The sequence below is a fragment of the Paenibacillus rhizosphaerae genome, from assembly GCF_014192015.1.
In the GTDB taxonomy this organism is placed as follows: domain Bacteria; phylum Bacillota; class Bacilli; order Paenibacillales; family Paenibacillaceae; genus Paenibacillus_AQ; species Paenibacillus_AQ rhizosphaerae.
The window spans coordinates 705,694-730,583 of record NZ_JACHXJ010000003.1 but is presented as its reverse complement, the minus strand read 5'-3'; the positions used below and the strand labels follow the sequence as shown (position 1 = coordinate 730,583).

Sequence of the window (24,890 nt, the reverse complement as noted above, 5' to 3'; positions counted from 1 at the left end):
ACGCCTCCCTTTATGGGGCTATTATATGCCGGGCGGGCTCGTGTCCGTGAATGGACCGGGACAGGTCTGGTACAATAAAGAGTAGGATGAATGAATGAAAGGATGACAACATGCTGACGATAACCGAATATGAAGCGGAGAAGGTCAAGGACCCGTTCCGCATTTTGCAGGGAACCCGCTATGAATTCAAGCTCGACATCGAGGTGCCTGATGACGATGAGCTGTTTACGGAGAACGGACTATATGTCCGGGTCATTTACAAGGTCGACGAAGACCAATCCGCGATCGCAAAATACGAAATTTATGAAAAAACGACGGGGCAGTATCTTGATTTTGACCTGGAGGAAGACGAAGTGGAGCTTCTCGAAAACTTCTGCCGGGACCATCTGGACGAGGTCGACGAATAACGCTGCGAACCTGCGAAGCTTGGAGTGGAGCGATCACGTCATCCGCTGCCGGGTACATTACATATGGAAACGAATCAGGGAGTGATGAGGATGAAGCATACGGTACAGACGGTTCCCTACGGGTACGAGCCCCCGGTGCAGAAGCGTAAGGGCACGCTCATTTATTACGATACGTTTGAAGAGGCGGAAGAAGCCGGTCTGAATGAAGCGGAGTCGCTGGCCGGCGTGCTGTCCTTTTCCAAGCTGGTACTGTATCCGCTGCACGAGGAGACGGTGCGAAGAATGACCAAGGAACCGGTCAGCCCGTATTATAAACGGGAGAAAAGGCTGGAAGCCTGGAGGGCTGAAGGACACGGAAAGACAGTTATCGAGAACTGGGAGGGACGCCGGAAAAAATACACGCCGGTGGAAGCCGCCCTTCGCCATCTGACGGAGAAATATCCCGCGCCGCATTTTCTGCTGTTGACGCCGGATATGGCGAATCTGTTTGCCAGCTACAGCACCTTTGGAGAATGGATCGTCAAGCTGAGGCTGCTGCTGACGGAGGAGCCGGAGGCGGTGCATCCGAAGCTTGACCAGTACAGCCACCGCTGGGATACCGTCGAGGCGGCTAGATCGAAGCAGCGCTGAGGTAGACAACTGGACAGCCGCGACCGATTTGAAGGCACAAACTGCGAATCCAATCATGGGCGATCCTCAAAAAAACTGAATACCGCCGATAAGCGGCAGTCCGCCGGTGCATAGGAACCCGTCGATCATGGGAGGCGCCTGGCGGGCTGCCGCATTCTTTTAAGGCCATGAACAAGCGGCTCTTTAGTCATAACCGCCTTCAGCCGCCGGCAAAGCTTGATAGGCCGCCTTGCCATTCACGATGGATTGAATGAAATTTCTTATTTCCAACAGCGCTATGGCATCATCGGACAGTTCACAATGTCGGTCCGTCCACGAGAATGATTGTGTTTTGCCGTCAACAGTTATCGTCCACTCGTCTTCATTGCTTGGCGATTTGGAGCAATTTTGGCTTTTGGCAAATTTCTTCGGTGCCATGATGTTTATTTCTCTCATTTTGCCGTAAATTTCTCGCATTTCATCTTGGGTGAACTTGAGATGAGCCGTTGCTGTTCCTTTCGTAATTAAATCTTTCGTTACGGTCCCTTGATAGGTGTTTATTTCATTTTTGGTGACTTCGCCATAACCAAAACGGACAGCGAAATTGAAATCATCCGGCATGTCTGCAGGCATACCGGCATCCTGATTTGCCATCTCTGCTGATGGAGAAACGTTACCTTTATCCAAATCAGACTCCTGAGAGCACCCGGTCAGGAACGTCAAAGTGATAAGCAGAGATAAAAGTACTCTTTTCATTGCACTCCCTCCTAATTTACCAATGATGACGAGAACCGGCCGGCAGGAGTTGCATCCAATTATCTGCTTAACCTGCAACCACTGCTGGTACATTCTATTTTTCCAACAAGGGGTGTCCTCCCAGCACAGGGAGAATCCCTCCTCACAGTTGCTCATTCCCGGAAACCCCGGTAAACTTAGAATTGGACTGAATAAAGTCATTATCGAAAGTCATCACGTACTTTAGTCATAAAATCAAAGGTTGAGATTAAAAATGTGGCGCAGCCTTGAAGTGCTTGGGCCGCTGCTGAATTTGCATCGTTAGGAGTTCTTATTTATGAGTGTGGAGACCCCTTCTTTGGAACGGGCACAGGAAATGCTGCAAAAATATTACGGCTATCCCGACTTCCGGGAGGGCCAGAAACATATCGTATCCAGCCTCCTGAAGCATCAGGATACGCTGGGCATCATGCCGACGGGCGGAGGCAAGTCGATCTGCTACCAAATTCCGGCGCTGATGCTGCCGGGTCTGACCTTGGTCGTATCGCCGCTGATCTCCCTGATGAAGGATCAGGTCGACGCGCTGACGGCGATGGGCATCGCCGCCGCGTACATTAACAGCACGCTCACCGGCAAGGAAGTGAACGAGCGGATCCGTGCGGCCAAGCGGGGGGAGCTGAAGCTCCTGTACGTAGCGCCGGAGCGGCTTGAGCTCGATTGGTTCCGCGACGAAATGGCTCTGCTGGAAATTTCCTGCGTGGCCGTCGACGAGGCCCACTGCGTCTCGCAGTGGGGGCATGATTTCCGGACGAGCTACCTGTCGGTAGCTCCGTTCGTGGAAGGGCTGCCCGAGCGGCCTATCTTGGCGGCGTTCACCGCAACGGCTACTCCGGAAGTGACCGAGGATATGGTCCGCCTGCTGCGTCTCCGGGAACCGGAGGTGTTCGTGACGGGGCTCGGCCGGGACAACCTGGCCATGTCGGTGCTGCGCGGGGAGAACAAGCGCGATTTTGTCATGAGCTACGCCGAGGCGCATAACAGCCAGCCGGGGATTATTTACGCGGCAACGCGCAAGGACGTGGACGATTTGTACCAGCGGCTGAGCAGCGTAGGCTTGGCCGCAGGCCGTTATCACGCAGGAATGAGTGATGAGGAACGCGCTGCCAGCCAGGAGGCCTTTCTGTACGACGACATCCGGGTGATGGTTGCCACGAACGCGTTCGGAATGGGCATCGACAAGTCCAACGTCCGGTACGTCATTCACTACAACATGCCGAAAAACATGGAGGCTTACGTTCAGGAGGCCGGACGCGCCGGCCGGGACGGCGAGCCGAGCCAATGTATTCTGCTCTTCAGCCCGCAGGATATTATCACGCAGAAGTTTCTGATCGAGCAGAACCCGCAGGAAACGGACCGCAAATCGAACGATTACCGCAAGCTTCAGCAAATGGTCGACTACTGTTATACGACCCGCTGCCTGCGCAGCGCGATGCTGGACTATTTCGGCGAGTCTCACGAGGACAAGCCCTGCGGGATCTGCAGCTCCTGTACGGATGATCGCGAGCTGGTCGATATGACGGTCGATGCGCAGAAAATTTTCTCCTGCGTCCACCGGATGCGCGAGCGCTTTGGCGTATCGCTGGTGGCGGCGGTGCTGAAGGGATCGAAGAATAAAAAGGTGCTGCAGTACGGATTTGACAGCCTGTCTACCTATGGGACGATGGCGAGCCGGACGGAGAAGGAAATTTCCGAGATCATTAACGTGCTCGCCTCGGAAGGGTACCTGGCGCTTTCGGAAGGCCAGTACCCCGTACTGCGGCTGCAGCCGCTGGCGGCCGAAGTGCTGAAGGGCCAGCGGCAGGTGCTGCAGCGCACCGCGCGCCCGGCAGCGGCGCAAACGGGCGGCCGAGGCTCCCGCAGCCGCGACGTCTCGCCGTCGGCGGTCAACGAGACCGTGTTCGAGCAGCTGCGCCTGATTCGGCGCGAGCTCGCAGGTAAGGAGCATGTGCCGTCGTATATTATTTTCAACGATGCGACGCTGCGCGAGATGAGTGTGGTATGCCCGCAGACTGAAGATGAAATGCTGAATATTAAAGGCGTCGGCGAGGTGAAGTACCGGAAGTACGGCAGACCGTTTCTTGATTTTTTCCAAAACCAGAACGATGATGCCTACGCCGGCGGATATGATGAATAAGAAGAAGGTCGTGAACCGATGAAAGTCCTGTTATCCACCCTGAATGCCAAATACATCCATACCTGCCTGGCCATCCGCCTGCTCAAGGCGTACAGCCAGCATGAATTTGAGATCGAACTGGCCGAGTATACGATCAAAGACCCGGTCATGAACATCGTGTCCGACCTGTTTCAGCGGAAGCCCGACGTCATCGGGTTCTCCTGTTATATTTGGAATATCGAAGAGACGTTGAAAGTGATCGAGATCGTGAAGAAAGTCATGCCGGAAGTCACCATCGTTCTTGGCGGACCGGAAGTATCCTATGACACCCCGTACTGGATGGAGCGGATGCCGGCGGTCGATTTCATCGTTATGGGCGACGGCGAGGAGACTTTCCACCATTTGCTGCAGGTGATCGAAGGAGACCGCAAGTTCCATTTTGTCTATGGCGTTGCTTACCGGAAGGGCGACGAAGTGATCATCAACCCGCCGCGGCCGAAGAGCGACCTCAATACGCTGCCCACGCCGCACCGCTTTCCCGAGGATATCCCGAACTTGGGCAAAAGAATCGTCTACTTCGAGACGAGCCGCGGCTGCCCGTTCCAGTGCCAGTTCTGCCTGTCCAGCATTGAGAACGGCGTCCGGTATTACGATATCGAGCGGGTGAAATCCGATATTACGTATTTGATCGACCACGGCGCGAAGATCATCAAATTTCTGGACCGCACGTTTAACATCAACCACCAGTATGCGCTGGAGATGTTTGATTTTCTCATTAAAAATAACCGCGGCTGCGTGTTCCAGTTCGAAATTACGGCGGACATCATGCGTCCCGAAGTGCTGCAGTATCTCGCCGATAACGCCCCTCCGGGGATCTTTCGGTTCGAAATCGGCGTGCAGTCGACGAACGATCCGACCAACGTCATCGTGAAGCGGCGGCAAAATTTCGAGAAGCTGTCCCGGACCGTCAGCATCATCAAAAATAGCGGCAAGATCGACCAGCATTTGGATCTGATCGCTGGACTGCCGGAAGAGGACTATGAAACGTTCCGCAAGACGTTTAACGACGTGTTCGCCCTGGGACCGGAAGAACTGCAGCTCGGTTTTCTGAAAATGCTGCGGGGCACCGGCCTGCGCCACGATGCCGGCAAGTACGATTACACGTACATGGATCAGGCGCCGTACGAAATTCTCGGCAGCCACAAGCTGCCTTTTGCCGACATTGTCCGGCTTAAGCGGCTGGAGGACGTGCTGGAGAAGTACTGGAACGCGCACCGGATGGATCATACGCTGAACTATCTCATGACGCATGAATTCCCGTCTCCGTTCGATTTCTTCCAGGAGTTCGGCGATTACTGGGAAGGGCAGGGCTGGCAGAAGATCGGTCATCAGCTCGAGGACCTGTTCACGCGTCTGGCCGCCTTCCTGAAGCAGCGCAAGACGAAGCGCATGGATGTCATCCTGGGGCTGATGAAGCTGGATTACTTTCTCAACCATAAGTACAAGCCGCGTAAAATATGGTGGGAGCAGCCGCTCGCCAAAGACGATTGGAGCAGCCTGATGCGGAAGGTTACGGAGCATCCCGAGCTCGTGTCGGGGAACTTTGCTTCTCTGGGCTTGTCCGAACGGGAACTGCAGAAGCATGCGGTGCTCGAAGTGCTGCCGTTTGCGCTGGATGAGCTGCTGGCCGGCCGAGGCGACGGAACGGATGCTTCCGGGGGTACCGCGCTGATCGTGCTGTACCAGCAGGACGAGAGCGAGCTGCCGGCGTTCTACACGATGAAGCTGCAGCCGGCAGAGTCGCTGTAATGGATCGCGTTAAGATCGGCTAAGTTTAGAGCGTTGATCATATGCAAAAAAAGAGCCGCTGCACGGGGTGAATACCGTGCAGCGGCTTTTCTTCATTTCAGGACTTGAACCTACGGGTAATTCTTCGAAGTAACGGGGGAGGGCACTACACATGCCGCTCCAGCCAATCAAGCAGCTCGGTCATGACTTCGTCCCGGTTGATCTCGTTCAGCATTTCGTGGCGTCCGTTCGGGTACAGCCTGCATTCCACATCCTTGATGCCGATGCTGCGATAAATGTCCTCCAGCCGCCGGACGCCCTTGCCTTGTTCCCCGACCGGATCGAGTTCCCCGCTGAAGAGGTATACCGGCTTATCCCGGGGAATGCCGTTATAGCTGCCGGGATTTTGAATATCCTGCAGCAGGCTGAAGAAGTCATAGAAGAATGCGGTCGTGCAAATGGCCCCGCAATACGGATCTTCAATGTATTTATCGACTTCCTTCGGATCCCGGGAGAGCCAGTCAAACCGTGTCCGGGTCGGGGCAAAGCTGCGGTTATAGCTGCCGAAGACCATCGCGTTCAGCAGGATGCTGCGGTGTGACTCCCCCTGGAGTGCGCCCTGCAGCCTGGCGACCGCTTTGCCGGCGTTCAGCATGCTCCGAGGTCCGTTTGTGCCGGACAGAATAAATCCGGTATATGGTCCGCCGTCGGTCTCCATCACCCGCTGCACGAGAAACGAACCCATGCTGTGCCCCATCAAAAAATGGGGAATATCCGGGTGCCGGCCACGAACGATCCCGCCGAGCTGCTGAATGTCCTGCAGCATATGCAGGAAGCCTTCCTTGCCGGTATGGCCGAGCCGGTCGATCGAGCCGGCGGTTAGGCCGTGCCCGCGCTGGTCGTGGGCGTATATGGCATAGCGAAAACGCGTCAACAGCGCGGCAAGCCGCTTGTAGCGTTCGGCCGTTTCGCACATGCCGTGGGTGATCTGCAGGACGGCCTTCACACCGGCCGGCTCATCGGGAAGCCAAGCATAGACATGGATCTGCGTGCCCAGCGGATCCGTCATCGTAAACGTTTGTTCCCGCAATGGAGGTCACTCCTTCATTCTTTCGTGAATGACAGATGAATCAGAAGAAATGCCCCGTGCCTTATCATGTTTAAGGCAGGTAGGAACGGAGAACGGTAGCATTTCCTTTCAGCTCATATTGACCGAGATTAGCCGGAAGCAGGAAGCATTGGCCGGCTTTGTAGTCCTGCAAGCCGCCGTCCCAGGCGATGGAGCCGCTGCCGTCGCATACCACCAGAATGGTGAAGCTGTCCGGAGTGGTCGAGAGGCTCCAGGATCCGTCCACGATTCCCTTTTCCACGATGAAATAAGGGGACTTCGCCAACTGCAGCCATTCACCCGCAGCGCTGCCGGCTGTCTTCATCGTTGTGGCGCCGGATCCTTCGTAGGCGATGACGTTCAGCGAATCTTCAATGTGCAGCTCGCGCGGCTTGCCGTCCAACCCCGGACGGTTGTAGTCGTAAAGACGGTATGTCGTATCGGAGTTCTGCTGGATTTCAGCCACGACCACGCCGGCGCACAGCGCATGCACCGTGCCGGCAGGGATATAGAACGTGTCTCCGGCTTCAACGGAAACCTCCTGCAGGCTGCCCATGACGGTTCCGTTCTCGAGCGCTTCCTTCATCGCTTCGCGCGTAACGCCTTCCTTAAGGCCGTAGATGATTTTGGCGTCCGGCTTCGCGTCCAGCACGTACCACATTTCCGTCTTGCCGAGCTCACCTTTCGGCAGCCCTTCATAGTCGTCGGTCGGATGGACTTGGACCGACAGGTCGTCATTGCAGTCCAGCAGCTTGATCAGGAGCGGGAAGCGGCCGTTTTTCTCGGAAAATCCCTTGGCGCCGAACCATTCCTTGCCGAATTGTTCGCGGACCTGGTCCAGGCCTTGGCCTTTCAGTTCACCGTTGATCACCGATGTCGTGCCGTTCGGATGATCGGCGATCATCCAGCCCTCGCCGATATGTCCCTCCGGAATCTGCAGCCCGAACTGCTCGAGCGCCCGGCCTCCCCATACGCGTTCTTTAAACTCCGGCTGAAATAATAATGGATATGGTTGTGTCATGTCTTCATCGTTCCTTTCTTGGGTTCATGTGATGGCTTGGGATAAACCGCTACTATGTAAAACAATACCTTGGGCCGGGCCGAGCCCCTTGGTCCGAAATCAATCCGGTTGAAGAGGGCGGCCGGGGCCCCGGGCACAACGGTTTTAAAATGTTCAGCATGCCGCGCCGCCAGGTAGGGCGGAAGCTCGCGGCACGAGCCGCATCAGCGGCCAGCGCGCTATTTTTTCTCCAGGGCAATGACATAAGGGGCATCCGCGCGCTGCAGCTGCCTGTATATGACAGCCTGGGCCGACGATTGCGGCAGGTCGGAGGCCCAAGCGGTTACCGCCTGAGCCTCCTGATCGCCGCCGGCATGACCCGGATACAGCACGGCTGTCATAATGCCCCGCCGTCTCAGCAGGGACAAGCCGGCTTCCAGCGCTTCAATCGTGCTGTCCGGCGTGGTGATGACGGCTTTGTCAGCCTCCTCGGCAGGGAGGTAGCCGAGGTTGAACATCACCGCCGCGACCCGGCCATGCACGCCTTCCGGCAGCGCCTCCCGCATCGCGGCATGGCTCTGCAGGTACAGCGTCACCGGAGCGATCCGCTCCGGTGCTTCCTGCGCCAGCCTTTGCCGGGTCAGGGCCAGCGCATGCTCCTGCACGTCAAAGCCGTAGACGTGCCCCTTGGGACCGGCCGCCTTGGCCAGAAAGAGCGTATCGGCTCCCGTGCCGATCGTGGCATCCACAGCAATATCCCCGGGATTAAGGCGCTCGGCGATTTGTTTGTGGGCAAAGCTAAGAACGGAAAGAAACCCCATTGCTATGCCTTCCTCCAATACTTACCCTGCCAGCTGTCCCGTGCCTTCAATTCGGCGTCGAAGCCGTTCAGCACTTCCCATTTTTTCTGGGACCACATCGGGCCGATCAGCAGCTTCCGCGGAGCGTCGCCGGTCAGGCGGTGAACGATCATTTCGGGCGGCAGAAATTCCAGCGTGTCCACGACCAGCTTAATATATTCATCCTGTTCCAGGAAGCGGAGCAGACCCGCTTCGTACTGCCTGACCATCGGCGTGCCCTTCATCAAGTGAAGCAGATGAATTTTGATGCCCTGAACGTCCATATTCGCCACGGCACGTCCGGTCTCCAGCATCATTTCGTGGGTTTCCTGCGGCAGGCCGTAAATGATATGGGCGCATACCCGGATGCCGTGCCTCCGCAGCTTCTCCACGGCGTCGATGAAGCATTGGGTGTCATGCGCACGGTTGATCAGATCGGACGTCTCCTGGTGAATGGTCTGCAGCCCCATTTCAACCCACAGATAGGTCCGCTCGTTCAGCTCGGCCAAATACTCGATCACATCGTCCGGCAGGCAGTCCGGACGGGTGGCAATGGATAAGCCGACAACGCCCGGCTGTTCCAAAATGACTTCATAGTATTCGCGCAGCACATCGACGGGTGCGTACGTGTTGGTATAGGCCTGGAAATAACCGATATATCGGGCGTGCGGCCACTTCTCATGCTGTTTGTCCCGGATGCTGTTAAACTGGGTGATCAGATCATCGCGCCGGCTGCCGGCAAAGTCGCCCGAACCTCGGGCGCTGCAGAAGGTGCAGCCGCCCCGCGCGATTGAACCGTCGCGGTTTGGGCAGGTGAACCCGGCATCCAGCATGACCTTGAACACTTTATCGTTAAACTGTTCCCGCATCTCGTAATTCCACGTATGGAATCTTTTATCGCCCCACAGCAGGGGAGAAGAAAGGGTTGGACTATTCATGGATGGTACTCCTTTATTGTGCATTGCGGCCTGCAAAAAAAAAAGCTGCGCAGGGAAAGTGAAACTTTACGCTTGCTCTATTGTAACAAAAATCAGGCCTAAAGGGTATGAGGAGGCCCGGGGGGAAAGCTGGGCCATACAGGCTTTTCTCCCCTTGGGTTTTGTGCCTTTATTTTATATTGAGGTACTCCATGAATCGGGGCGAAATACCCGGGATATTTCAGGTTCATAGACAGCAAAAAAATGTTTCAAAAACAGCGCCGCTATGCGGCTAATCAGGCGAATATTCCATTGATAAAACTTACATGAAGTGTTATATTTTAATTAGCGTCAGCACCCCGGTTTCGGGGTAAATATATTATAGAATTCATAAAAGCGTGACGTCATGGCCAACATATTAACCGTGAGGTGATAATGATGAATTCTTCAACTGCTGAGACACAAGGTAAAGGCAAGATTTCTGTAGAGCTGACTCCTGATGAGGCGCTTGCCCTGACAGGCGTAGAGTTTAACGGCAATCCGGAAGTGAAAGCGGCTGCCCGCCGGAAAATTCGCAACGCATTCGAAAAGACATTTGATTTTCAGCATCAAGATGCGGTAGACTATCAACAATGAAACCGTTGGACCCCAATTCCAAATAGATAATGGAAAAGAATTCCGAATTCCTCGTGTTTGCACGGGAGAGAACGGGATTCTTTTTCTTTTTAAGAGATTCAGAAAGTTAAACTGTTATATGGCTAAGGCGTATCCGCTAGGGGAGGACCATGCTTTGCCTCTTTACATTTCGGCTTAAGTTCGGCACAATATTGCAGTAGCCGCAAGAGCCGCGGCAGGACGGAAGTATAACTAGCGGAGGTATGAGATGCGTTTACGCGGAAGAAAAGGAATCCGGGAATGTCTGGAAGAACAGCAGGGCTTCGTCGTTCTGGACCCCCGGTCGTATAAAGGAAAATGGTCATCGCTCTTTGGCAACGACCGGCCGATCTACGTGGAGTTTGGCATGGGCAAAGGGCAGTTTATCAGCCAGATGAGCTATCGCAACCCGGACATTAATTTTATAGGCATCGATATGTATGATGAACTGATTCGCCGGGCCAGCGAAAAGGCCAAGCTTGCCTGGGCCGAGCGGGAGGTCGAATATCCGCCGAATCTGCGGCTGGCGCTGGCCAATGTCGAATATGCGGAGGAAGTGTTTGCTCCGGGAGAACTCGAGCGGATTTTCCTGAATTTCAGCGATCCTTGGCCGAAAGCCAGACATGCCCGACGCCGTTTGACACATCCCCGTTTCCTCGACAAATACTGCGGTCTGCTCAACGATAACGGTGAAATTCATCTGAAGACCGACTCGCAGACGCTGTTTGAATTTTCGCTGAATTCCTTTGCGGATTATGGTCTGCAGATGACGAATATCTCGCTGAATCTGCACCGTGAGGGACCGAACGAAGAGCATGTTATGACCGAGTACGAGACTAAATTCGTGGGTCAGGGCATCAACATTCACCGCTGCGAGGTGATTGTGGGCAAGGAAGCGCTGAGCCGGTATCAGAAACAGCGGCTGGACAAATACGGACTGCGGGCGGACAAGCCGGGGCAGCCGGATGAGGTCCGCAGCGAACAACCATAGATACGAAATAAGGTGCCTTCCCTCAGGAAGGCACCTTATTTGATTCCAGCATATCAATGATGCTCTGGGCGCTCTGCATCGGCCGGTAGCGGTCAATGCTCTTCAGCTGCTCTTCGCGCCGCTGCAGGATCGAATCGTATTCGTGAATTAATTTGTTCATCCACTTTGTAATGACGTCCAGGGAGGATATCGGCTCTCCAAGTCCTTGGGCTGTGAAATACTGGCAGTTCTCTTCCTCCTGTCCGGGAAGAGGGTGGTGGAAGAGCATCGGGATGCCCTTGGCCAATCCTTCCGTACAGGTCATGCCGCCAGGCTTCGTCACAAGCAGATCGGAGACTTCCATCAGCTTATCGACCTCAGGCGTAAACCCGATCAGCCGGATGTTCGGGTGATTGTAACTCGGATCCTGTTCGAGCTTACGGAGGACCTTCTCATTGTTGCCGAGGCAGAACACGATCTGAATCTGGTCCCTCCAGCGGGTCAGGTAATTGTTGATGACTTCGTCATTCATAATGCCCCAGCCGCCGCCCATGACCATCACCGTGGGCATGTTCTTCAGTCTGAACTTCTCCCGGATCTCCTCCTTGACCGGATGCTCCCAGAAGTTCGGATGCACCGGAATGCCGGTGACCTCGATTTTGGAGGCGGCGACGCCCTGCTCCAGCATCTTGGATTTCACTTCTTGGGTAGAGACCAGGTAGCGGTCCACTTCCGGGCTGATCCAGGTGCCGTGGGCATCGTAATCCGTGATGACCGTGCACAGCGGGATCTTGGAGCCGAGCCTTTTCAAGCGGGAAATGACCGCGCTTGGAATCGGATGCGTGCAGACGACGATGTCGGGCCGCAGCTGATTGACGATATTTTTGGTATGTGTATAAAAAATGCGGTGAAGCGCTAATGTCGTAAACCGGTTCAGTGACTTTTTATACTGGTGCCTGTACATCATTCCAACGAGCCTTGGCTGCGAAAGAACGGTTTTTTTGTAGGCGGTAATAATGAGCGGCGCGACCTTGGGATTCAGGAAGCTTCCGAGCTCAAGCACTTTGGTTTGCACACTCGGCGACAGCTTGCGCAGACTGCTTGAGAGTGCGTAAGCAGCTCGAGTATGTCCCGCACCGAAGCCTTCAGATAATAACAATACTCTTTTTTTCATCACTCTCAATTCACCTGTTCCTGCATGTTTTTCCTTATACCCACCATATCGACTTTAGGGCCACAATGCAACTGTTGCTGTAGCTACGGAAGTACCAATTACAGCTCCCGCAAGCACATCCGATGGGTAATGAAGTCCCAAATACATCCGGGAAAATCCGACCACGAGGCTTAAAGCCAAAAAAAGCGCGGTCCACTCAGGATGCCCGATCATCATAGGAACTGCCAAGGAAAATGCTGCCGTCGTATGTCCGGATGGAAACGAGTGGTCCACCAGCGGTTTGCGAAAGGTGCGGGTTCCCGGCAGGGCGAGATGCGGCCTGACCCGGGGATACATCTTCTTGGCTGCCGCCACCGGAATGTGGCTGACGGCCAGAGCGACGGCGGCCTGGGCGCCTTGGGTGCTCCATGACGGCGGGGCCAGACCCCAGCACAGAAGGCAGGCACAGATCGTAAACGTGGCCCCTCCGAGATGCGTTAAATAATACAGCCAAAAATTGAAAAAACGATTATGAAGACGTCCGTTGATCCATTGGAAAAGACGCCGGTCCCATAATTGAAGTTTCTTGAACAAACGTCTCATTCCATCCCTCCGTGTACAGCCAATCTTCTATAAAATAATGGCAGATCGTGGACAACTCATGCGATGTTTTTCTAAATTTTATCATATTTCCGAAGGGAGCAGAAACTATAACTTCGTAAGTCCCCTTCTTATAATATATAACCCAATGCAGGGTCGTTATTTGACACCGCCCGAGAACTTTGTCGGGAATCGGCCGATCTTGTCCAAAGCTTTTTTTCTCGAAAAAATGGGGCCCGGCAAGGAATTGGCCAATTTTGACTTCACCCGGAGGAACCTTTACAATGATTCAAACGGATACAATCCGTTTATTAAGAATTGATGTTTAAAGTATAACTTTTCTTGGCTTCATCTCGTTTATTTATAAAGTATGCCGATAATCATGGAAACTGATGACTAAAAAAAGGGGGGACCTGAGAAATAAAAACCGGGAAAAGAGATGAAAATAAGAACTAACAGTCATGAATAAGAGCCCGTAAGGGTCTGAACGGTCAGGAAACCGCCTCATTACCGTTTTTTTAGACGAATACGAGGTTTTACGGTTTTGACAAATGACTGAAAAGTGTGGAAAATCGATAGGGTCATCCGAAGCGTTAACAAAACGTAAAAGAATGTAAAAGGTCAAAAGGGTCATAAACAATTAGAAAAGGGTAAACGGCATTACCGTAATCTATCTACAGAGAGAAAAATTGATTATGAGGGGTAAAAAAGGGGGGTTCTGAGAGTCATGTTAGACGCCATTTTTATCGCGCTCCAGGTTTTGCTGGCCGCGATCGGTGTGTACCAGTTTGTATTTTCCATTTTGGGGCTGTACAGGAAAAAGAGAAAGCAGCATTTTGAACCGACCAAGTCCTTCGCTGTGCTCGTTGCAGCGCACAATGAAGAGCAGGTCGTCGGGGCTCTGATGGAGAACTTGAAGCAGCTGAATTATCCGAAGGAGCTGTACGACGTGTTTGTCATCTGTGACAACTGTACGGACGGTACGGCACGCATCGTGCGCGAGCATGGCATGAACGCCTGCGTACGCACCAACAACAACCTTCGCGGCAAAGGCTATGCCATCGAGTGGATGCTGAAGGAATTGTGGGCCATGCCCCGCCAGTATGACGCGGTCGTCATGTTTGACGCCGACAACCTGGCAGATACGAATTTCTTGAGAGAAATGAACGACGACCTGTGCTCCGGCGCACGCGTCATTCAAGGATATATCGACACCAAGAATCCCGAGGATTCCTGGATTACGGCTGCTTACGGGATTTCGTACTGGTACATCAACCGTTTGTGGCAGCTGTCGCGCCATAACATGAACATGGCCAACTTCCTCGGCGGTACAGGGATGTGTTTTGAAACCAACCTGCTGAAGGAAATGGGCTGGGGGGCCACCAGCTTGGTTGAGGACTTGGAGTTTACGATGCGCAGCGTGAAGCGCGGCGTCTATCCAAAATTCAACTATGACGCGAAAGTATTCGACGAGAAGCCGTTGACGTTCAAGGCTTCCGCAAGACAGCGCCTGCGCTGGATGCAGGGACACTTTACGGTGGCACGCCGCTATTTCTTCCCGCTGATTTGGCAAAGTATCAAGGAACGAAGCATCGTCAAGCTGGACTTGGCACTGTACGGGGCGAACGTATACATCGTTCTCTTGACGTTCCTGTTGACGGCCACGATCTGGGTGGATAATACGTTCTTCGACGGTCCGAACATCGCCAACCTCTACGGCTATCTGCCGCTGTGGCTGAGCTTTGTGGCGATCGGCGCCAACGTCTTCACGTTCCTGGCTGCGATGATTTTGGAGAAGGTCACGTTCAAGAAGGTCTATTTGTACCTGGTGCTCTTCCCAATCTATCTGATCTCCTGGTATCCAATCACGTTCTATGCGTTCTTCACGCAGAACAACAAGCAGTGGAGCCATACCCAGCATACCCGCGTGGTAAGACTGGAAGAAGTTCAGAGCAAGCAGGGATAAAAGCGTGGAACCGGGTTGACATCGTCCGGGCTCTGTGTTAAATTATTTGAGTGCTTTAAATACGAAATGGATTCAAAGCAGAAGCTCCAGCTTCTCACCTGACTGACGAAGGTTGGCGGGTTATTGATCCGATGATTTGTGAATGCGATATTTCATGAAGAGTTGATCATAGGGATGCTGGGTGATGATACCCGCATCCCTTTTTATTTTGCTTCTGCACACAGAAATACCTATTAGATCTGGAGGTGGACGGTTATCAGTAAGGAACATATGATCAATGAGGAGATCCGGGCGAAGGAAGTTCGCTTGGTAGGCGCTGAAGGCGAACAGATTGGCATCAAGCCCCTTCGTGAAGCTCTGCAGATGGCAGCGGATTTGAATCTGGATTTGGTGAACGTGGCGCCGCAGGCGAAGCCGCCGGTGTGCCGCATCATGGATTACGGCAAGTTCCGCTACGAGCAGCAGAAGAAAGAGAAGGAAGCCCGGAAGAATCAGAAAATCGTTGATATTAAAGAAGTATGGTTCCGAGCAAACATTGATGAGCACGACTACCAGACTAAGCTCCGCAATGTCGTCAAGTTCCTGAAGGAAGGCGACAAGGTCAAATGCTCCGTTCGTTTCCGCGGACGCGAAATCGCGCATGCGAGCATCGGCCAGAAGATTCTGGAGCGTGTAAGGGAAGAAGTTGCCGAGCACTCCAGCGTTGAGCGTCAGCCGAAGCTGGAAGGACGCAGCATGATTATGATTTTGGCTCCAAAAGCCCAATGATCCTGAGGAGGAAGTACAATGCCTAAAATGAAAACACACAGCAGCCTTAAAGGCCGCTTCAAAGTTACCGGTTCCGGTAAAGTGACTCGCTACAAAGCTTACAGAAACCATTTGCTTTCCCACAAGTCCAAGCGCGCGAAACGCGTATTGGCAGGCAACCCAGAAATGGCGCCGGGGGACGTAAGACGCTTGAAACAAGGCTTGGCGAACTTGAAATAGTTAATCACACATTTTTGGGAGGTTTATATTATGGCAAGAGTAAAAGGCGGATTCGTCGTTCGTCGTAGACATAAAAAAGTATTGAAACTTGCAAAAGGTTATTTCGGTTCCAAACACCGCATTTTTAAAACAGCTAACGAGCAGGTTATGAAATCCCTCGTTTACGCATACCGTGACCGTCGTCAGACGAAACGGAACTTCCGCAGATTGTGGATCGTGCGTATCAACGCTGCAGCCCGCATGAACGGACTGTCCTACAACAAACTGATGCATGGTCTGAAACTGGCTGGCGTGGACATCAACCGCAAAATGCTGGCTGACCTGGCCGTTAACGACATCAACGCGTTCAACTCGATCGCATCGGTTGCTAAAGAGAAAGTCAACGCGTAATATACTTGTAATGCATATTAAAACCGCCCTTACCGGCGGTTTTTTTGAGATATAAGAACATCTCCAACAAGAAAAAGCCCCGCATTCTAAAATATATTAAAGGCCAAAGCTGCAGACACCAGGCGTCTCACTTATAAATGGGTATGAATGTTAATTTCACACATCTTTTCAATGTTGAATCGACTTCAGGTGAGCTTCTGGACAACTACTCTTCCATGGGAATAACAGGCTATGTGATTTGTGGCAAAATAAAGCGTTTTCCCTTGATTTTTCTTTGAAAAAGTTTTGTTTTCTGACGTAAATTTGCTGGATTTTGGCGTAGGTAAAATGTATAATCTGTTCTGTGGAATGTCCGACATTTGAACAAGCCTTTACAAGCAATTAATTGACCATAGATCAATTGCTGGAGGGCAAAGACAGGTGAAAGGATATAATTCATTCTAGGGGGACTATAAGTTAATGAAGAAAATGTTCAAATTGTCGCTGATTATGCTGCTTGCATTTTCAGTCGTACTGGCCGGCTGCGGTAAAAAGAACGAAGATACGAGCAGCTCGTCCGGCAGCGAAGGCGGCGCAGCAAAATCTGGCGTGAAGGTTGGTCTCGTGACTGACGTGGGCGGGGTTAACGACAAATCCTTTAACCAATCCGCTTGGGAAGCATTGGAAGCATTGAAGAAGGACAAAGGGATCGAAGCCCAGTATCTGCAAAGTAAGTCCAAAGAAGATTATGTTCCTAACCTGAACAAATATGTCAAAGGCAAATACGACCTCACTTGGGGGATCGGTTTTGACCTTGGCGTTGATATGAAAACGGTAGCCGATCAAAATCCGGATGCCAAAATGGCCATTATCGATGCTGAAGTCGATGCGCCTAACGTTCATTCCGTTACATTTGCGGAGAACGAAGGGGCATTCCTCGTTGGTGTAGTAGCAGGCTCCATGACAAAAACGAACAAAATCGGTTTTGTCGGCGGTTCCGAAATTCCGGTAATCAAACGCTTTGAAGCCGGTTTTAAAGCGGGCGTTGCCGCAGCGAATCCGGATGCGAAAGTGATCATCAACTACACCGGTGCATTTGACAAGCCTGACCAAGGTAAAGCGGCTGCAGCCACAATGTACAACGACGGCGTGGACATTATTTTCCATGCTTCAGGTGCAACGGGTACAGGCGTATTTAACGAAGCGATTGCCCGCAACAAAGCAGGACAAAAAGTATGGGTTATCGGCGTAGACAAAGACCAATCCCTGGAATTTGGCGATGAAGTAACGCTGACATCTATGGTTAAAGGCGTAACGACAGCCGTAGACAAAGTAACGAGAGAAGTTATCGACGGCACGTTCAAAGGCGGTCATGAGACACTTGGCCTGAAAGAAAACGGCGTAGGTCTGGCCGACACTTCGAGCAAAAACGTTCCTGCAGATATTCTGAAAAAAGTGGATGAGTACAAGCAAAAAATTATCGACGGCGAAATCAAAGTTCCTGAAGAATAATTCCATAACGATAATTTGAACGGATATAATTCATGTGTACCAAACGGCAAGGCTGGTTATTATGACTAGCCTTGTCTTACGTTATGGCCCAAAGGCCGCAAAATATATGATAAGGGTGATCTCATGGATGCAGCGACCCCTGTCGTTGAGTTGAAGCAAATTACCAAACGCTTTCCCGGCATCGTTGCCAACGACTCCATCAGCTTGAAGCTGCACAAGGGCGAAATCCATGCACTGCTCGGTGAGAACGGTGCGGGGAAATCGACCTTGATGAACATCGTGTTTGGCTTGTACCAGCCTGATGAGGGCAGTATCGAAGTAAACGGCAAGCCCGTCATCATTGACAGCCCTAATCAAGCGATCGAGCTGGGTATCGGCATGGTGCATCAGCATTTTAAATTGGTTCAGCCGTTTACGGTAACCGAAAATATCGTTCTGGGGATGGAGCCCAAAATTGCCGGGGTCCATCTGAACTACAGAGCGTCGGTTGCCAAGATCAAGGCCCTGTCCGACCAGTACGGTTTGAGGGTTAATCCGAATGCCAAGATTCACGACATTTCGGTCGGCATGCAGCAGCGCGTCGAGATCTTGAAGACGCTTTACCGCGGCGCTGACATTCTTATTTTCGACGAGCCGACAGCCGTGCTTACACCGCAGGAAATCGGCGAGCTTATGGGCATTATGAAGCGTCTGGTCGCCGAAGGTAAATCGATTATTTTGATTACGCACAAGCTCAAGGAAATTATGCAAATTTCCGACACAGTGACGATCATCCGGCGGGGGAAAGTTATCGACACCTTGAAGACGTCCCTGACGAATCCGAATGAGCTTGCCGAGAAAATGGTGGGTCGCAGCGTCTCCTTTAAGGTGGACAAGCAGCCGTCTGTACCGAAGCAAACCGTGCTTAATGTAAAAAATCTGGTGTCCAAAAACAAAGAGGGAATTCCCGTTTTGAACGGACTTGATCTTCAGGTGCGTGCAGGGGAAATTCTCGGGATAGCCGGCGTTGACGGGAACGGGCAGAGCGAGCTGATCGAAGCGCTGACGGGCCTGAGTAAGGTCGATAGCGGACTGATCGAAATCAACGGCAAAGATATTACCAACAAGGCGCCGCGTTTCATCTCGGAAAGCGGGGTATCCCATATTCCGGAGGACCGCCATAAACACGGGCTTGTCCTTGATTTTTCCATGAGTGAAAATATGGTGCTGGAGACGTATTACAAGGCCCCTTATAACAAAGGCGGCTTTCTGAACAAAAGCGCCATCGACGACCAGGCGAAACGCCTGATCGAGCAATTTGACGTCAGAACGCCGAGCATTGAGACGAAGGCTCGTGCTTTATCCGGTGGTAATCAGCAGAAGGCGATTATAGCCCGGGAAATAGATAAAGATCCGGATCTGCTCATCGCGGCGCAGCCGACGCGGGGACTTGACGTCGGTGCGATCGAGTTTGTGCAGAAGCAGCTTGTTGCGCAGCGGGACAAGGGGAAGGCCGTGCTGTTAATCTCTTTCGAGCTGGACGAGATCATTAACGTGTCCGACCGGATTGCGGTCATTTACGAAGGACAAATCGTCGGCGAAGTGCGGCCGGAGGACACGAATGACCAGGAGCTGGGTCTGATGATGGCAGGCAGCAAGGTTGCGGGAGGTAAGGCCTAATGAATAAATTGTTTAAGATTTTTACCGTCAACAGCCTGTTGACTCCTCTCGTGTCGATCGTGCTTGGACTCATCGTAGGGGCCATCATTATGCTGATCGGGGGGTACGATCCGATTCTGGCGTACAGTTCCCTGTTCAGCACCGTATTTGGAAACCTTTATGATTTTGGGGAAACGATCCGCGAAATTACGCCGCTGATCATGACCGGTCTTGCCGTCGCCTTTGCGTTCCGGGCAGGTCTGTTTAACATCGGGGCGGAAGGACAGTACATTGTCGGCATGACCGCCGCGACAGCGGTCGGGATCAAGCTGACCGGGCTGCCGATCGTTCTGCATGCCATCGTCGCGATCATTGCCGGCGGATTGGCCGGAGGGATCTGGGCGGGCATTACCGGCTATCTCAAGGCTAAACGGGGCGTAAACGAAGTTATTATTTCCATCATGCTGAACTGGACCGGCCTTTATTTGAGTAATTATATCGTGCGAAACTTCCTGCTTCTCAAGGGTCAGCAGCGCTCTGAGGACATCCAGGATACGGCGTCGATTTCGATCGGCTGGCTGTCCGACATGTTCAGCGATGCGCGTATGCACTGGGGTACCGTGATTGCGATTCTAGCAGCTGTGTTTTTCTATGTATTCATGTGGAAGAGCAAGCAGGGGTATGAACTGCGGGCCGTAGGACATAACGGGGATGCGGCGAAATATGCGGGCATGAACGTGAAGAGCAATATTGTGAAAGCCATGTTCATCAGCGGTATTTTCGCCGGATTGGGCGGTGCCTTTCAGGTGCTTGGCGTATTCCATTACCAGGCGATCTTCACGGGGTCTCCGGGTGTCGGCTTTGACGGAATCGCGGTGGCGCTGATCGGGATGAACCATCCGTTCGGCATTCTGCTGTCAGCCGCATTGTTCGGTACGCTGACGTACGGCTCCGCAGGCATGAGCTTTGGCGCGGACGTACCGCCGGAAATCATCCGGATCGTTATCGGAGCCATCATATTCTTTATTGCTGCACAAGGCATTGTGCGCTGGGTTCTGAAGCCCTTCTATCTGAAGCGCAAGAAAGAGAAGGTGTTGTAAATGGATTGGATCACAACAATTGGCCAGCTGCTGAATACGACGCTCGTTTTTTCGACAGCGCTCATCTTTGCTGCCATGGGCGGCATCTTCTCTGAACGCTCCGGGGTGACGAACATTGGGATTGAGGGCCTGATGACCTTCGGTGCGTTTGCGGCCGGCGTTGCTTCCTATTACGCGGAAGATGCCGGGATGGGAGCGGCTTCCCCTTATATCGGGATGCTTGCCGCGATCGTTATCGGGCTGGTCGCTTCGCTGATTCATGCCGTCGCCTCGATCACCTTTAAGGCGGATCAGGTGATCAGCGGCGTCGTGATCAACTTCCTGGCAACAGGAAGCACGCTCTATATGGTCAAGCTGATGTTCGAAGGGGCGGGTGAAACTCCGCTGCTGATGGAGAGTCTCCAGAAATGGAAGATTCCTTTCCTTTCCAAAATTCCGATTATCGGGGAAGGCATATTCAGCAATTACCCGACAACATACCTGGCTATTATTGTCGTCATCGTTGCCTCTTATATCCTGTACAAAACCTCCTTCGGCCTTCGTCTGCGCGCGGTCGGGGAACATCCAAGCGCCGCCGACACGGTCGGCGTCAAAGTGCGCCGGATGCGTTATATCGGGGTCATGATCAGCGGTGCTTTGGCTGCGCTTGGCGGAGCTACGGTTACGCTCACGACGACAAGCACTTTTTCGCATAATACGATTTCAGGTCAAGGCTTTATCGCGATCGCTGCGATGATTTTCGGGAAATGGAATCCGCTCGGTGCGTTCGGGGCCGCCGTCTTCTTCGGCTTCTCCCAGGCGATCGGGAACTACTTCCAGCTCTTCGATTGGGCGCATGACATTCCGCAGGAGTTTATTTACATGCTTCCTTACGTATTGACGGTCATCGTTCTGGTAGCGGCCGTGGGACGCTCGTCCGCCCCGGCTGCGCTGGGGGAACCGTACGATCCGGGAAAAAGATAAGGATCGAACCGCAAAAAAGCTGCATTCCATTCAACTGGAGTGCAGCTTTTTTTGATTAGCATCCAGCAAAGCAGGGCGTCATGGCATTGAAAAAGCAGCGGATTTCTCGGGATAAGTGTACATGCTTCCAATGTTAGCGCCCGTGATGCCTGCTTCACCCATCTTCCCAGGAACCGGGCTATGGAACAAGCGCCGTGCGGGGCATTCGAATAGATTGATGTGAAGACCATTGGAGGAGGGATTACATGCAACAGTCTGTGACTCGTAAACACGCCCAGAAGTTTGTTGGTAAACATATTGTAGCTGCCAAAAAAGACGGAAGCCTGGTGACCGGAAAATTGCTGCGCATCTCGGGCAACCGCCTGATTCTGCAGCGGGATAAAGGGAAAAAGGTTCACACCAAAGCGATCATTCCGCTCGTCTTGTTTGACCTGCTGGCGATCGGAACGGCTCCATACGCCTACGGCCCTTACGGGGGATTCGGCGGGGTTCCTTATGGCGGCTACGGCCCTGGATACGGCCCCGCCGGATATCCGGGAGCTTATCCTTACGGCGGTGGATTCTGGTAAGCCTTTAATTGCCGGCTCACTTATTAAGGGGAGTGCAGGAGGTTCTCGCCACTGCTAGGAAAGCCGCTTTTCCAATTCGTGGCACTGGTTTTTGGCGTGGTACTTGATATTGAAATATCCTAACTTTTGGTAGAATATCATACCGTTCGCATTCCCGGAATCAACCATGACTTTCGACCGTTTGCACCCGCGTGACAACGCAAATCTTTCCGCATGGGCCATCAAGAGGTTCCCCCATCTTTTGCGTTGTGATTCGGGTGCGACGGCTAACATATCGATATAGAGCAGATCGCCGTGAAGCATAAAGTGGACAAATCCGACCGGATCCCCTTCGTAATAGGGGGAAGCGATGAGCGTCACGCCGCGGTTCATGCGTCCGGGAAGATCCTTTCGCACCTGCTCCAGCTGGCTTTTGGTCATATGGGACAGCGGGACAAGCTGGGTCTCGATTAAATGCATGATGACAGCATCGTCCTGCTTGGGTCTGCGGTATCTAATCATAGAGTCTGTCCTCCGTTCTGCTGCCCAATTCATCCATGAGCGACATACGTCATCATATGAAAATAGGGGTGGGCGGTGTGCCGAAAGTTCCCGGGAAAATGGAGGACAAAAGCGGACATGTATTTTTTTATCCGAATCTGGGTATTGACTATAGAATCGATGGGTCATATAATGTGTCTAAACATTTTATCGAGTATACAGTCATCAGCAATGAAGAGGACGAAGTTTAAAGGGCTCTTTTGAACAGAGAGTGAGAGGATCTGCTGCAACCTCCGCCAAAACCCCTTTTATACGAGCTCACCTCGGAGCTGTTCTCCTGAAAAGCACTTTAGCCTATTAGGGAGAATCGTCAGGTCCACGTTACGGACTCAAGGTATGGAAACGGATGAGCCATCGATGAAGAGGCACCGTTCCTGATTTTCTATACCTGCTGAGGCTGTGCACTGTGAAGTGCGGAGCAAATATGGGTGGTACCACGGAAGAACAACCTTTCGTCCCTCACACAAGAACATTGTGTGATGAGGGATGGAAGGTTTTTTTGTTTACCATCACAAAAAAATGAACGTATTCTTGAGAGGAGGATGACTGATGAGCGCGCAAATTCCTGAAGTGCGGTCTACAGAACAATTACGTGAGAAATGGATGAAGCCGGAAGTCATTTCCGGCTCGGAAATACTGCTTCGCAGCCTTCTGCTGGAAGGTGTCGAGTGTGTTTTCGGGTATCCGGGCGGGGCAGTGCTTTACATTTACGATGCGATGTATGGATTTAAGGATTTCAAACATGTGCTGACTCGTCACGAGCAGGGAGCGATCCATGCGGCAGACGGTTACGCACGGGCCAGCGGCAAAGTCGGCGTGTGTATAGCAACATCGGGACCGGGGGCGACCAACCTGGTCACAGGAATTGCCACCGCTTATATGGATTCCGTCCCTCTGGTTGTCATCACGGGTAACGTCGCAACGAGCCTGATCGGAACGGATGCTTTTCAGGAGGCCGACATTACCGGCATCACGATGCCGATTACGAAGCACAGCTATCTCGTCAGAGATGTCAAAGATCTACCGAGAATTATTCACGAAGCATTCCACATCGCTTCGACCGGCCGCAAAGGTCCGGTGCTGATCGACATTCCGAAGGACGTATCGGCGGCACTTACGCTGTTTGAACCGGGAAACAGCATTAACCTTCGCGGATACAACCCGCGCCTCGTGCCTAACAAGCTTCAGCTCGACAAGCTGGTCGCAGCGATCGAAGAGAGCGAGCGCCCGATGATCATTGCCGGCGGCGGCGTGATTTACTCCGGCGGACATGAAGAACTGTACGAATTCGTGAAGCGGACCGAAATTCCGATCACGACCACGCTGCTCGGTCTGGGTGCATTCCCGAGTGGGAACGAGCTCTGGACGGGCATGCCGGGTATGCACGGAACTTACGCCTCCAACATGGCGATTCAGGAGTCGGACCTGCTGATCAACATCGGCGCGCGGTTCGATGACCGGGTAACAGGCAAGCTGAACGGATTTGCCCCGAACGCGAAAATCGTGCACATCGACATCGATCCGGCGGAAATCGGCAAAAACGTGCCGACGGACATTCCGATCGTAGGCGACTGCAAGACGGTGCTGGAAATGTTGAACAACGATGTGAAGCGGGCTGGCAAGGCTGAAGCCTGGAGAACCCGGGTTCAGCAGTGGAAGCTGGAGTATCCGCTCCGCTACGCTGATTCGGATACGGAACTCAAGCCGCAATGGGTCATCGAGCTGCTGAACGATACGACGAAGGGCGAAGCGATCGTCACTACCGACGTAGGCCAGCATCAGATGTGGGCGGCACAGTACTATAAGTTCAATCAGCCGCGTTCCTGGGTAACCTCGGGCGGACTCGGAACGATGGGATTCGGACTTCCTTCCGCCATCGGCGCTCAAATGGCCAATCCGGAAAGGCTCGTCATTTCGGTGAACGGTGACGGCGGCATGCAGATGTGCTCCCAGGAGCTTGCGATCTGCGCCATCAACAACATTCCGGTGAAGGTCGTCATTATCAACAACCAGGTACTCGGTATGGTTCGTCAGTGGCAGGAACTGATTTACGATAACCGTTACAGCCATATCGACCTGGAAGGAAGCCCGGATTTCGTTAAACTGGCCGAGGCTTACGGAGTGAAGGGACTTCGGGCGACGAACAAGGAAGAGGCCAGAACGGCCTGGAAAGAAGCGCTCGAAACACCGGGACCTGTCGTTGTGGAATTTGTGGTCAGCAAGGGTGAGAACGTGTATCCGATGGTAACTCAAGGCTCGACCATTGATCAAATGTTGATGGGGGATGCATAAT

The 24,890-nt window shown here is 52.8% G+C and carries 24 protein-coding genes; 16 read left to right on the top strand and 8 right to left on the bottom strand.

Annotation, left to right across the window (positions count from 1 at the left end):
• The first annotated feature begins 110 nt into the window (after positions 1–110).
• Together FHS19_RS19945 and FHS19_RS19940 are read left to right on the top strand one after the other, a co-directional pair.
• On the top strand, positions 111–407 hold the full coding sequence (locus FHS19_RS19945; RefSeq protein WP_183583560.1) for a DUF6509 family protein: 297 nt from the start codon (positions 111–113) through the stop codon (positions 405–407).
• A gap of 90 nt (positions 408–497) precedes the next feature.
• Positions 498–1,037 carry a hypothetical protein gene (locus FHS19_RS19940; protein ID WP_183583559.1) on the top strand — a complete coding sequence of 180 codons (540 nt, stop codon included), beginning with the start codon at positions 498–500 and terminating at the stop codon, positions 1,035–1,037.
• A 183-nt stretch (positions 1,038–1,220) separates the two neighbouring features.
• Here FHS19_RS19940 and FHS19_RS19935 read toward each other — a convergent pair whose 3' ends face one another.
• Positions 1,221–1,772, bottom strand: coding sequence for a hypothetical protein (locus FHS19_RS19935; RefSeq protein WP_183583558.1), 552 nt, complete (start codon positions 1,770–1,772; stop codon positions 1,221–1,223).
• A gap of 316 nt (positions 1,773–2,088) precedes the next feature.
• On the opposite strand from FHS19_RS19935, the gene recQ reads away from it, so the two are divergent.
• Positions 2,089–3,945, top strand: coding sequence for a DNA helicase RecQ (gene recQ, locus FHS19_RS19930; RefSeq protein WP_183583557.1), 1,857 nt, complete (start codon positions 2,089–2,091; stop codon positions 3,943–3,945).
• Between the two features lie 18 nt (positions 3,946–3,963).
• Positions 3,964–5,733: a B12-binding domain-containing radical SAM protein gene (locus FHS19_RS19925; RefSeq protein ID WP_183583556.1), complete on the top strand. Its 1,770-nt coding sequence runs from the start codon at positions 3,964–3,966 to the stop codon at positions 5,731–5,733.
• A gap of 145 nt (positions 5,734–5,878) precedes the next feature.
• Here FHS19_RS19925 and FHS19_RS19920 read toward each other — a convergent pair whose 3' ends face one another.
• The 4 genes from FHS19_RS19920 to mnmL form a co-directional block, all read right to left on the bottom strand.
• Complete coding sequence (locus FHS19_RS19920) at positions 5,879–6,802, bottom strand: alpha/beta fold hydrolase (protein WP_183583555.1); 924 nt, start codon at positions 6,800–6,802, stop codon at positions 5,879–5,881.
• A gap of 70 nt (positions 6,803–6,872) precedes the next feature.
• Positions 6,873–7,841: a type I phosphomannose isomerase catalytic subunit gene (locus FHS19_RS19915; RefSeq protein WP_183583554.1), complete on the bottom strand. Its 969-nt coding sequence runs from the start codon at positions 7,839–7,841 to the stop codon at positions 6,873–6,875.
• Between the two features lie 218 nt (positions 7,842–8,059).
• A complete protein-coding gene (mnmM, locus tag FHS19_RS19910; RefSeq protein WP_183583553.1) occupies positions 8,060–8,641 on the bottom strand; it encodes a tRNA 5-(aminomethyl)-2-thiouridylate-methyltransferase MnmM in 582 nt (193 codons plus the stop codon).
• Between the two features lie 2 nt (positions 8,642–8,643).
• Positions 8,644–9,597, bottom strand: a complete 954-nt coding sequence (gene mnmL / locus FHS19_RS19905; RefSeq protein ID WP_183583552.1) for a tRNA modification radical SAM protein MnmL/YtqA — start codon at positions 9,595–9,597, stop codon at positions 8,644–8,646.
• A gap of 417 nt (positions 9,598–10,014) precedes the next feature.
• Between mnmL and FHS19_RS19900 the strand changes: the two genes are divergently transcribed.
• Both FHS19_RS19900 and trmB read left to right on the top strand, forming a co-directional pair.
• Positions 10,015–10,212: a hypothetical protein gene (locus FHS19_RS19900; RefSeq protein ID WP_076173251.1), complete on the top strand. Its 198-nt coding sequence runs from the start codon at positions 10,015–10,017 to the stop codon at positions 10,210–10,212.
• A gap of 247 nt (positions 10,213–10,459) precedes the next feature.
• Positions 10,460–11,221, top strand: coding sequence for a tRNA (guanosine(46)-N7)-methyltransferase TrmB (gene trmB, locus FHS19_RS19895; RefSeq protein WP_183583551.1), 762 nt, complete (start codon positions 10,460–10,462; stop codon positions 11,219–11,221).
• Between the two features lie 22 nt (positions 11,222–11,243).
• Here trmB and FHS19_RS19890 read toward each other — a convergent pair whose 3' ends face one another.
• Both FHS19_RS19890 and FHS19_RS19885 read right to left on the bottom strand, forming a co-directional pair.
• On the bottom strand, positions 11,244–12,377 hold the full coding sequence (locus tag FHS19_RS19890) for an MGDG synthase family glycosyltransferase (RefSeq protein WP_312887271.1): 1,134 nt from the start codon (positions 12,375–12,377) through the stop codon (positions 11,244–11,246).
• A gap of 51 nt (positions 12,378–12,428) precedes the next feature.
• A complete protein-coding gene (locus FHS19_RS19885; protein WP_076173248.1) occupies positions 12,429–12,956 on the bottom strand; it encodes a phosphatase PAP2 family protein in 528 nt (175 codons plus the stop codon).
• A gap of 724 nt (positions 12,957–13,680) precedes the next feature.
• On the opposite strand from FHS19_RS19885, the gene FHS19_RS19880 reads away from it, so the two are divergent.
• The 9 genes from FHS19_RS19880 (at position 13,681) to FHS19_RS19840 (ending at position 22,057) form a co-directional block, all read left to right on the top strand.
• Positions 13,681–14,919, top strand: a complete 1,239-nt coding sequence (locus FHS19_RS19880; protein ID WP_183583549.1) for a glycosyltransferase family 2 protein — start codon at positions 13,681–13,683, stop codon at positions 14,917–14,919.
• Positions 14,920–15,189: 270 nt separating this feature from the next.
• Positions 15,190–15,687 carry a translation initiation factor IF-3 gene (gene infC / locus FHS19_RS19875; protein ID WP_076173246.1) on the top strand — a complete coding sequence of 166 codons (498 nt, stop codon included), beginning with the start codon at positions 15,190–15,192 and terminating at the stop codon, positions 15,685–15,687.
• A gap of 18 nt (positions 15,688–15,705) precedes the next feature.
• Positions 15,706–15,906 carry a 50S ribosomal protein L35 gene (rpmI, locus tag FHS19_RS19870; RefSeq protein ID WP_076173245.1) on the top strand — a complete coding sequence of 67 codons (201 nt, stop codon included), beginning with the start codon at positions 15,706–15,708 and terminating at the stop codon, positions 15,904–15,906.
• A gap of 30 nt (positions 15,907–15,936) precedes the next feature.
• Positions 15,937–16,296 (top strand): 50S ribosomal protein L20, encoded by a 360-nt coding sequence (gene rplT, locus FHS19_RS19865; RefSeq protein ID WP_094595540.1) that lies wholly within the window; start codon positions 15,937–15,939, stop codon positions 16,294–16,296.
• A 459-nt stretch (positions 16,297–16,755) separates the two neighbouring features.
• On the top strand, positions 16,756–17,787 hold the full coding sequence (locus FHS19_RS19860) for a BMP family ABC transporter substrate-binding protein (protein ID WP_183583548.1): 1,032 nt from the start codon (positions 16,756–16,758) through the stop codon (positions 17,785–17,787).
• Positions 17,788–17,910: 123 nt separating this feature from the next.
• A complete protein-coding gene (locus tag FHS19_RS19855) occupies positions 17,911–19,446 on the top strand; it encodes an ABC transporter ATP-binding protein (protein WP_183583547.1) in 1,536 nt (511 codons plus the stop codon).
• On the top strand, positions 19,446–20,525 hold the full coding sequence (locus tag FHS19_RS19850) for an ABC transporter permease (RefSeq protein WP_183583546.1): 1,080 nt from the start codon (positions 19,446–19,448) through the stop codon (positions 20,523–20,525). Before FHS19_RS19855 ends, FHS19_RS19850 begins: the two co-directional genes overlap by 1 nt.
• Entirely contained in the window at positions 20,526–21,488 is a 963-nt protein-coding gene (locus tag FHS19_RS19845; RefSeq protein WP_094595544.1) for an ABC transporter permease, read from the top strand.
• 245 nt (positions 21,489–21,733) lie between these two features.
• Positions 21,734–22,057 carry a hypothetical protein gene (locus FHS19_RS19840; RefSeq protein WP_183583545.1) on the top strand — a complete coding sequence of 108 codons (324 nt, stop codon included), beginning with the start codon at positions 21,734–21,736 and terminating at the stop codon, positions 22,055–22,057.
• A gap of 54 nt (positions 22,058–22,111) precedes the next feature.
• Here FHS19_RS19840 and FHS19_RS19835 read toward each other — a convergent pair whose 3' ends face one another.
• Positions 22,112–22,558, bottom strand: coding sequence for a GNAT family N-acetyltransferase (locus tag FHS19_RS19835; protein ID WP_105445852.1), 447 nt, complete (start codon positions 22,556–22,558; stop codon positions 22,112–22,114).
• A gap of 588 nt (positions 22,559–23,146) precedes the next feature.
• Between FHS19_RS19835 and ilvB the strand changes: the two genes are divergently transcribed.
• Positions 23,147–24,889, top strand: a complete 1,743-nt coding sequence (gene ilvB, locus FHS19_RS19830) for a biosynthetic-type acetolactate synthase large subunit (RefSeq protein WP_183583544.1) — start codon at positions 23,147–23,149, stop codon at positions 24,887–24,889.
• Position 24,890: the final 1 nt, after the last annotated feature.

Coding starts and splice junctions, on each gene's coding strand:
- FHS19_RS19945 (WP_183583560.1), top strand. CDS start 111: ATGCTGACGATAACCGAATATGAAGCGGAGAAGGTCAAGGACCCGTTC.
- FHS19_RS19940 (WP_183583559.1), top strand. CDS start 498: ATGAAGCATACGGTACAGACGGTTCCCTACGGGTACGAGCCCCCGGTG.
- FHS19_RS19935 (WP_183583558.1), bottom strand. CDS start 1,772: ATGAAAAGAGTACTTTTATCTCTGCTTATCACTTTGACGTTCCTGACC.
- recQ (WP_183583557.1), top strand. CDS start 2,089: ATGAGTGTGGAGACCCCTTCTTTGGAACGGGCACAGGAAATGCTGCAA.
- FHS19_RS19925 (WP_183583556.1), top strand. CDS start 3,964: ATGAAAGTCCTGTTATCCACCCTGAATGCCAAATACATCCATACCTGC.
- FHS19_RS19915 (WP_183583554.1), bottom strand. CDS start 7,841: ATGACACAACCATATCCATTATTATTTCAGCCGGAGTTTAAAGAACGC.
- mnmM (WP_183583553.1), bottom strand. CDS start 8,641: ATGGGGTTTCTTTCCGTTCTTAGCTTTGCCCACAAACAAATCGCCGAG.
- mnmL (WP_183583552.1), bottom strand. CDS start 9,597: ATGAATAGTCCAACCCTTTCTTCTCCCCTGCTGTGGGGCGATAAAAGA.
- FHS19_RS19900 (WP_076173251.1), top strand. CDS start 10,015: ATGAATTCTTCAACTGCTGAGACACAAGGTAAAGGCAAGATTTCTGTA.
- trmB (WP_183583551.1), top strand. CDS start 10,460: ATGCGTTTACGCGGAAGAAAAGGAATCCGGGAATGTCTGGAAGAACAG.
- FHS19_RS19885 (WP_076173248.1), bottom strand. CDS start 12,956: ATGAGACGTTTGTTCAAGAAACTTCAATTATGGGACCGGCGTCTTTTC.
- FHS19_RS19880 (WP_183583549.1), top strand. CDS start 13,681: ATGTTAGACGCCATTTTTATCGCGCTCCAGGTTTTGCTGGCCGCGATC.
- infC (WP_076173246.1), top strand. CDS start 15,190: ATGATCAATGAGGAGATCCGGGCGAAGGAAGTTCGCTTGGTAGGCGCT.
- rpmI (WP_076173245.1), top strand. CDS start 15,706: ATGCCTAAAATGAAAACACACAGCAGCCTTAAAGGCCGCTTCAAAGTT.
- rplT (WP_094595540.1), top strand. CDS start 15,937: ATGGCAAGAGTAAAAGGCGGATTCGTCGTTCGTCGTAGACATAAAAAA.
- FHS19_RS19860 (WP_183583548.1), top strand. CDS start 16,756: ATGAAGAAAATGTTCAAATTGTCGCTGATTATGCTGCTTGCATTTTCA.
- FHS19_RS19855 (WP_183583547.1), top strand. CDS start 17,911: ATGGATGCAGCGACCCCTGTCGTTGAGTTGAAGCAAATTACCAAACGC.
- FHS19_RS19850 (WP_183583546.1), top strand. CDS start 19,446: ATGAATAAATTGTTTAAGATTTTTACCGTCAACAGCCTGTTGACTCCT.
- FHS19_RS19845 (WP_094595544.1), top strand. CDS start 20,526: ATGGATTGGATCACAACAATTGGCCAGCTGCTGAATACGACGCTCGTT.
- FHS19_RS19840 (WP_183583545.1), top strand. CDS start 21,734: ATGCAACAGTCTGTGACTCGTAAACACGCCCAGAAGTTTGTTGGTAAA.
- FHS19_RS19835 (WP_105445852.1), bottom strand. CDS start 22,558: ATGATTAGATACCGCAGACCCAAGCAGGACGATGCTGTCATCATGCAT.
- ilvB (WP_183583544.1), top strand. CDS start 23,147: ATGAGCGCGCAAATTCCTGAAGTGCGGTCTACAGAACAATTACGTGAG.